We start from the raw sequence: 7,753 nt of genomic DNA, 5'->3' as shown, positions 1-7,753 counted from the left end.
TCAAGCAGAAGACGGCATACGAACGGTGAATAAGAGCAGAGGAAGCGAAAATAACTGCTCAAAAGGAAAAGGAAAGAAATGAAAGATATCGTAATCGCGATTCCGACCTACAACGAACTAGAAACGCTACCCCGGCAGGTGGCAAAACTGCGCCAGGAAATTCCGCAGGCGGACTTGGTGATTATTGACGATAATTCTCCCGATGGTACTGGCGAGCTTGCCGAAGAACTAGCTAGCAAAGATAGGGGAGTCAAGGTAGTGCACCGGGCGGAGAAAGCCGGACTTGGCCCGGCCTATTTGGAAGCATTTTCGTGGGCGCATGAGGCAGGATATACCTGGATAGTGCAGATGGATGCAGATGGTTCGCACCGGGTGCGGGACCTAAAAAAACTATTGGCTCGCCGGCTGTGGCCGAATGAGCCGGATTTGGTAATTGGTTCGCGTTGGATCAGAGGAGGCCGCCTGCAGGGCTGGTCAAAGTTACGGGAGGCGCTCTCGCGAGGTGGAAATGCCTATATTGGAGCGCTGCTGCGCCTGGGAATCGGGGATGCTACCGCCGGTTTTCGAGTTTATCGTATCGATTTTCTTAGTCGCCTGGGACTAGAGGATCTAGATTCCCGCGGATATTGCTTCCAAATAGATATGACCCGGCGGGCAGTGAAAGCGGGAGGAATAATTGTGGAAGTACCGATAACTTTTCAAGAACGCGCTGCTGGATCCTCCAAAATGTCCAGCGCTATTATCTTGGAAGCCCTAGCTAAAGTTACCCGTTGGGGAATAGCTGACCTACTGAAGTTGCCGGCTGCACTTCGCTAAGGCCTAGTCGCTATGCCTAATGAGCATTTAAGATCCGCTTGGGAGGCGGTGGCTAAGACCCGCAAATATTAGTTAAGTTGGGGAATCTGCTAGCGATAATGTACTCCGTCCATTAGCGCCCCAGAATGCAGTACCTCCAGCTGTTCTTTTAGCAGCTGTTGTAATTCTTCTTCGCTACGCCGTTCCATGAGCATATCCCAGTGGGTACGCTGGGGACGCACTGGCTTGGAATCTTCCTCTTCTGCGGGTTCTTCATATTGGAGTTCCCCGGTTTCCCCGCATTTGCATTCCCACTCGGCGGGAGCGGCCACCTCGGCGGCGAAAGTCATGTGGAAACGGTGTCCATTAGGGCAAATGTAGAGGCTTTCGCGGCGTTCTGCGAATACTACGCCATCTTCTGTCTCTAGGCTTTTTGAACCGATACTTGTTCCGCGTAGTGCCCGCTCTGCCATAGTAATAACTGCTCCTTGCTTCCCGTCCTGGCTACCCAGCAAATACCGCCCTATTCTAACAGCTGCGCCGGTGGGCAAGAAAGCTAGCGTGCTCTTTTGCCCACCGGCGAAACTAAAACTACATTAATGGGAACCACGCTCATGGTGGTGGCATCATAGCTGATACCTGCAATATGGCGCGCGGGAATGCCGGTTTGGTCTGCACTTTGCGAACCGAAGCGACTAAAGTTCCCCACCAGTCGGAGGGGTCTTGTTCCGCCCATCCCGGATGCGGGTGATAAGTGGGGTACCCGGTGGCGGCAAAGCCAATCGGAGTGCCTCGCAAGTCAAAACTCGCGGCGCGGCAAGATTTGGTGCCATAGTCAATTCCCACTAGGTAAGGAGCTTCATAACCCGGTGCTACCATTTGTTTTCTCCTTAAACTTTGCGCCGGCATCGTTGTCGGCGACTTTTATGCGCAGTGGTAGTGCATTTTCTAGTTGTTAGGGTGGTACTAAGGGTTTCTATTTAGTTATCGTTTTCGGTCCAACCGTTTTCTTCCCATACGGCAGCAGGAATCAGGCGGTCAACACGATCTAGTAAAAAGTCAGGTTGATGTTCTTTCGGCAGACCCAGCGCTTCTTCCATAGTAGAGTCTCCAGTCAGCGGCATTGCTGAGAACATTCCGGTTTTCTTGGCCATCTCGATATCGGTGTAGAGACGGTCACCAACCATCATGCAGTTTTGGGGGTTAACGTCTAGACCTTCAATGGCCACCTCGAGCATTATCGGATCCGGTTTACCGGTAATAACCTCGCACTTGGTTTGGGTGCAGGCTTCGATCGCGGCAATAATCGCAGCACAGTCAGGCTCGCCTCTGCCTCCCGGGAAGGGGCAATAGCGGTCGGGGTTGGTAGCCACTAATATTGCGCGCTTGTGGAACCAGATGGCATCGAAAGCTATTTGCAGTTTGCGATAGTCAAAGGTGCGGTCATAGGACGCAATCACAATATCGATTTTTTCCGGATCATCACTGATTTTTATTCCCGCATCTTGTAGACCATCAATCAACGGCTGCTCCGCAATCGGGAATACGGTTTTGTCGGCGTGGTGGTCTTTTAGCCAACGGGTCATGGTGACCACCGTATTGGCAATGTCTTCTAAGGGGGTGGGAATATCCATTCCCTCTAGTTTGTCGACATAAAGATGGGGATCTTTAGTGGGATTATTAGAGAGGAAACGTACCGGGATTTCGTGGCGCCGCAGCTCCTCAATTAGTCTTTTTGCCCCGGGCAATGGGTGGTCTCCCAAATAAATGGTGCCATCCATATCAAAAATATAGGCATCATAGAACTCGGTGGGGAACTTAAGATACTCTTCGGCGTACATCGGTTTTCCTCTCGACTAGTTTTTCTTAAAAGCGGGGGTGGAAAGCCAGTGGGCTTTCCACCCCCGATAATCGACTGGGGTTAAAACAGTAGCGCCAGAGCATAAACAATGGTGTGGGACAGCCAGCTGGAAGCTGCCGGCGGGTCAATATGAGTATCGCCACGGACATACATTAGCCGTTGTGCAACCTCGGCCAGACCTGCTGCCATCACGCCAAATATTACTGCCGCCGCCAGAGCCAAGATCAGGTTATGTTCCACAATCGGGAACCAAACCATGGCCGTCAGACCAGCAGTAGAGCCCGGTCAGCCTCTCCGGCACCAACCATGCGAGCGCCTTTGATACCGACATGCGGGTAGTCAACGTCTTCGCCGGCTTAAGCCCAATATAAATTACTTCTGCAACTCGCTCGTCTGCCTCTAAATCTTTTTTTGATTATTTCTTTATAGTCGACAGCAGCGGAATCCGCTCCGATTACGATTCGAAGTCCCATTACTTTTCTCCTCTCATCATCAGCATTGATGGCCTAAGCTCTTTCTATAACACTTAGGGATGTTCTCCCCATCAGTTCTAGAAAACTACACTTATGAGCGCACGCGCTCCAAAGATCGTTTGGCCGCTGCAACCACATGCTCACTGTCTAGTCCGTAATGTGCGAACAGCTCGCCGGCCGCACCGGGCAGACCAAATCCTTCAATACCTATACTCTCGCCGTTATCTCCTACGAGGTCGCGCCAGGGATCTACTAGACCGGCCTCAATCGAGACTCGGGCTTTTACAGCTGCCGGGATTACCTGCTCGCGGTAGTCAGCGTCTTGAGCTTTAAACCATTCCATACAGGGAACTGAAACCACCCGGGCTGCAATGGATTCCTTAGCTAGAGTTTCGCGAGCCTGCAAAGCATATTGCACCTCGGATCCGGAGGCTAGCAAGATCACGTCCGGCTGCCCTGCGGTATCAGCCAAAACATAGGCGCCCTTATCTGCATTTTTGGCACTAGCGAACGCTTCGCCACTTGCGCCCTCCATATCTTCCCGCTCGACGATGGGAAGTCCCTGGCGGGTTAAAATCAATCCTGCCGGCCCAGTTTGACGCAGAATCTGCAGCCAACAGGCCGCGGTTTCATTGGCATCCATAGGACGCACAATCGACAGATTGGGGATTGCCCGGTAGGCAGTCAGATGTTCGACCGGCTGGTGGGTAGGCCCGTCCTCGCCAACTCCGATAGAGTCATGAGTCCAAACATAGGTTACGGGGATATTCATTAGCGCAGCTAAGCGGACTGCGCCTCGCATATAGTCGCTAAAGACGAAGAAGGTGCCACCAAAGACCCGCGTGAGACCATCCAGGGCAATACCGTTCATAATGGCGCCCATAGCGTGTTCGCGCACTCCAAAGTGCAGCACCCGCCCGAAGGGGTTACCCTTCCACATATCAGTTTGCGCCGATTCCGGGATAAAGCTGTCGGCATCGGCGATAGTAGTGTTATTCGAACCTGCCAGGTCGGCAGATCCGCCCCAGAATTCTGGCATTACGGCACCGATTGCGGAAATAACTTTTCCTGAGGCCGCGCGAGTAGCTAGCGAGTCTCCGGAAGTAAATACCGGGAGTGCGTCCTCGATACCTTCGGGGAGCTTGCCGGCTAGGATCCGCTCTAGTAGCTCATTCTTATCGGGATTTGCTTTCTTCCAAGCTTCAAAGCGGGGATCCCAATAGGCATGAGCTTCCTGGGCACGCGTGGCAGCGTTCTCCCGGGAGTGCTTGACGGCTTCTTCGTCGATATCAAACATTTTCTCCGGGTCAGCTCCTAGAGCTTTCTTCAAGCCCTTGAGTTCTTCTTCCCCCAGTTTGGCGCCATGAATCGCGCCGGTGTTTTGCTTGCTTGGTGAAGGCCAACCGATAATTGTGCGCAAGGCGATGATTGAAGGCCGATCCTTTTCAGCTTTGGCAGCATTTATTGCCTGGTCAAGAGCATTTACATCTTCTTCGTATTCTCCGTTCTCAGTCAGCCAATTAACCCGCTGGGTGTGCCAGCCGTAAGATTCGTAGCGTTTTAGTACGTCTTCTTGGAAAGACACATCAGTATCGTCCTCAATGGAGATATGGTTATCATCCCAGATCACAATGAGGTTACCCAGATTTTGCACCCCAGCCAGCGAAGAAGCTTCGCTGGAGATTCCTTCTTGCAGGCAACCATCACCTACGATCACGTAAACATTGTGGTCAAAGGGGCTTTCACCTAGGGGAGCGGTGGGGTCGAGCATACCGTGCGTACGCCGGGAAGCCATCGCAATACCAACCGCGGCGGCAAAGCCAGATCCCAGCGGTCCGGTAGTAACCTCCACGCCCTTAGTATGACGGTACTCGGGGTGACCGGGAGTATAGGAATTAAAGGTGCGGAAACTCTGCAAATCATCGAGTTCCATGTTTTGACCGGCTAGATACAACTGAATGTATTGCAGCAAAGAGGCGTGCCCGGCTGAAAGTACGAAGCGGTCGCGTCCTAACCAATCTGAATCTTGCGGATCAAAACGTAAGTGACGTTGGTAAAGCAAGTAGGCAGCGGCAGCTAGCGAAATTGGGGTTCCCGGATGTCCGCTGCCGGCCTTTTCTACCGCATCAGCGGCTAAAAGCTTAGCCGTTTTAACTGCACGTTGATCAAGTTCATCCCACTCAGTGGTCATATTTTTCCCTTCCATCATTTCATTAACTGGGCACTTACTCTGTTGCCGATATTAACAGGTGGATAGCCAAATAATCGGACATCGTGGCTGTTGCTCACAAAAGTGCACACGTGTACTTTGGAAGCCAGATTCTCAGGCAATGCCATACTGAAAAATATACTTCACCGCAGTTCGGGTTATCTCCAAGACAAAATCAGACTTGTTGCTCTCAATAGCCATCAAGAGGCTAGGATTGGCTTTTCCGGTTGCCTACGAGTCCCAGAACCCCCGAACCTAAATCCGATAATGTACATTATGTAAACTAAATGGATGAGGGCGCGTTCTCTGATTCCTGCCACCCGGGCGACCTCTCTCCTGCCGTTTTGAGTTATGGGTTGCCAAGCGCTTGAATTAGCTCTGGAAGTATTTCCGGCAAACCACAAAGGAGAATATCCACGATGGCAGCTGACGAGCCGCTAAATCCACCACTGAAAGCTCTAGGTGACAGCCTACAGGCAGAAATCAAAGACAGAAAAACCAATAAACATCCAGTAGACCAAGTACCGTCGGCTCCTCGGACGCTGTTGCTATCGGTACAGCACGTTTTAGCGTTTTACGCGGGTGCGGTAGTTGTTCCCCTGGTAGTTGCGGGTGGACTTAAGCTCGATCCCACTACTACCGTGCACCTAATTAATGCTGACCTGTTTACTTGTGGAATCGCTACCCTGATTCAGTCGATTGGATTTTGGCGCGTCGGGGTGCGCCTGCCCATTATCCAAGGCGTAACCACCATGGCAATCTCTCCCATGATTGCGATTGGCCTGGCGGTTAACCAAGATGGCGGCGTGGGAGTTCTCCCCACTATTTATGGAGCAGTCATTGTAGCCGGGCTATTCACCTTCTTCGCGGCTCCAGTTTTCGCCAAGTTGATTCGTTTCTTCCCCCCGTTAGTTATCGGGATTGTACTAACCACTATGGGTACCACTTTGCTGGGAGTATCCGCTGCGGACGTGATTGGGCGCGTTGACGAGCAGGTACCGCCCATGCCCATCACTTTGCGCTCTTTAGCCTATGGCCTGGGAACTTTAGCAGTAATCGTCCTCATTCAGCGCTTCTTTAAAGGCTTCATGGGCACCTTGGCTGTGCTAGCTGGCCTAGTAATTGGAACCGGAGTCGCGGTGGCTCTCGGTGATGCTTCCTTCAGCGAGGTAGGCAAATCTTCCTGGGTAGCGGTCACTACCCCGTTCTATTTCGGCTGGCCACAGTTCTCTTTAACTGCCTGTATCTCCATGATCGTAGTCATGCTGCTTACCATGGTGGAAACTACCGGTGACGTCTTTGCCACCGGTGAAATCGTGGGCAAGCGAATCGGAAAGAAAGAGATCACGGCAGCTTTGCGCGCCGATGGCCTCTCAACTACGCTGGGGGGAATTCTGAACTCTTTCCCCTACACCTGCTTCGCGCAAAATATTGGTTTGGTGCGGCTAACTAAAGTACATTCTCGCTGGGTAGTAGCTTGTGCCGGCGGAATTATGATTATTTTGGGAGTTATTCCCAAGGCGGGCGCGATTGTAGCTTCAATCCCCTCTCCGGTTCTGGGCGGAGCTTCCATGGCTTTGTTTGCCAACTTAACCTTAGTGGGGATTCAAACCCTGTCCCGAGTTGACCTGTCGGATACCCGCAACGGCATTATTCTGACTACTTCCATCGCTCTGGCCATGCTAGTTTCCTTCAAACCGGCGATCGCCGATGCCTTCCCGGCCTGGGCACAGATTTTCTTTGCTTCGGGAGTAACCCTAGGCTCGATTACCGCCATCTTGCTCAACCTGTTGTTCTTCCACGTGGGCCCACGTTCTAAGGGCGAGGACGTGGCGCTAGGTGCCACTGGCAAGCGACGTTCTTTGCGGGCAGTTAACAAAATGAGTGAAGAAGAGTTTGTAAATACCTTCTCTCGCTTGTTTAATGGGGTAACTTGGCCACTGCAGGCAGCCGCCCAGATGCGTCCCTTCCAGGATGTAGGAGAACTTAAAGAAGCCCTCCAGGACGCGGTGATGGTGGCGGATAAAGCTGCTCAAGATCAGCTGATTGCGGCCTATCCTGATGTAACTGCGATGCTAACCGCCAGCGAGGCCGAAGCCAAAGAAATTTCCCAAGACGTAGGTTCTCTAGCCTTAGGTACGCTCACGGAAGAACAAAAAGCTCAGCTACACACCTTGGAAAGCTCCTACCATGAGAAGTTCAATCTGCCGCTAGTGGCATTGCTTTCCCGGATGGACAGCGTAGACGAGATCATTAAGGACGGACTGCACCGCCTAGAAAACTCCCCGCGGCATGAACGAGTAGTCGCCCTGGGACAGGTGGTAGAAGTGGCCAATGACCGCTTAGAGATCATGATGGCGGACGCCAACCCCATCCGTTCCGCTTGGAGCCGCAAGTTTGAGCAACTCGACTAAT

Annotated in this window: 7 protein-coding genes; 2 read left to right on the top strand and 5 right to left on the bottom strand. The window is 52.3% G+C overall.

Going from position 1 to position 7,753, the window contains the following annotated elements; all coding sequences use genetic code 11:
• The first annotated feature begins 78 nt into the window (after positions 1-78).
• On the top strand, positions 79-816 hold the full coding sequence (locus RDM26_RS05385; RefSeq protein WP_307737983.1) for a glycosyltransferase: 738 nt from the start codon (positions 79-81) through the stop codon (positions 814-816).
• Positions 817-905: 89 nt separating this feature from the next.
• On the opposite strand, the gene RDM26_RS05380 is transcribed toward RDM26_RS05385, so the two are convergent.
• From RDM26_RS05380 to tkt, 5 genes are all read right to left on the bottom strand, one after another.
• Entirely contained in the window at positions 906-1,268 is a 363-nt protein-coding gene (locus RDM26_RS05380) for an RNA polymerase-binding protein RbpA (protein ID WP_307737982.1), read from the bottom strand.
• A gap of 139 nt (positions 1,269-1,407) precedes the next feature.
• Positions 1,408-1,674, bottom strand: a complete 267-nt coding sequence (locus tag RDM26_RS05375) for an FGGY family carbohydrate kinase (RefSeq protein ID WP_307737981.1) — start codon at positions 1,672-1,674, stop codon at positions 1,408-1,410.
• A gap of 101 nt (positions 1,675-1,775) precedes the next feature.
• A complete protein-coding gene (locus RDM26_RS05370; protein ID WP_307737980.1) occupies positions 1,776-2,636 on the bottom strand; it encodes an HAD-IIA family hydrolase in 861 nt (286 codons plus the stop codon).
• Between the two features lie 80 nt (positions 2,637-2,716).
• Positions 2,717-2,914 (bottom strand): hypothetical protein, encoded by a 198-nt coding sequence (locus RDM26_RS05365; RefSeq protein WP_307737979.1) that lies wholly within the window; start codon positions 2,912-2,914, stop codon positions 2,717-2,719.
• Positions 2,915-3,220: 306 nt separating this feature from the next.
• A complete protein-coding gene (gene tkt / locus RDM26_RS05360; RefSeq protein WP_307737978.1) occupies positions 3,221-5,320 on the bottom strand; it encodes a transketolase in 2,100 nt (699 codons plus the stop codon).
• Between the two features lie 437 nt (positions 5,321-5,757).
• On the opposite strand from tkt, the gene RDM26_RS05355 reads away from it, so the two are divergent.
• Positions 5,758-7,752, top strand: coding sequence for a solute carrier family 23 protein (locus tag RDM26_RS05355; RefSeq protein WP_307737977.1), 1,995 nt, complete (start codon positions 5,758-5,760; stop codon positions 7,750-7,752).
• Position 7,753 lies beyond the last annotated feature (1 nt).

This window comes from uncultured Varibaculum sp., assembly GCF_902489465.1.
Taxonomy (GTDB): domain Bacteria; phylum Actinomycetota; class Actinomycetes; order Actinomycetales; family Actinomycetaceae; genus Varibaculum.
This window is presented reverse-complemented; position numbering and strand designations above follow the sequence as displayed.